The sequence below is a fragment of the Alkalihalophilus lindianensis genome (assembly GCF_032843265.1).
GTDB classification, from domain to species: domain Bacteria; phylum Bacillota; class Bacilli; order Bacillales; family Bacillaceae_D; genus Alkalihalophilus; species Alkalihalophilus lindianensis.
In genome coordinates this window covers 1-276 of sequence record NZ_JAWJBA010000263.1, presented here as the reverse complement: position 1 = coordinate 276, position 276 = coordinate 1, and the positions used below count along the sequence as shown (strand labels likewise).

At 40.9% G+C, this 276-nt stretch carries 1 pseudogene; it reads left to right on the top strand.

Annotated features, from left to right (window positions below):
* Window positions 1-52: 52 nt before the first annotated feature.
* Window positions 53-276 (top strand): annotated as a pseudogene (locus tag RYX56_RS22185) (hypothetical protein); the annotation flags it as partial.

The following is a 276-nucleotide window of genomic DNA, read 5'->3' as shown; positions in this document are numbered from 1 at the left end:
AAATGAATCCCCCTGGTGCCCTAACCGTGCTACTCGACGGCGCATTCAGTTTATGATGGACAAAATCAAAAAGATTCGTTCCAAGCAGGGTGATACCAGACCAATCGTCTTTTTGATTATTGATGACACACAGTCCAAAAAAGATATATCTACCAGAAAAATGCAGGGATTGGATTTTCACTTTTCACACTCAGACGGAAAAAGTGTTTGGTCTCACTGTGTTGTTTCTGCCCATATTGTTAGTGAAGGTTATTCATTTGCATTCGACTTTCGCTC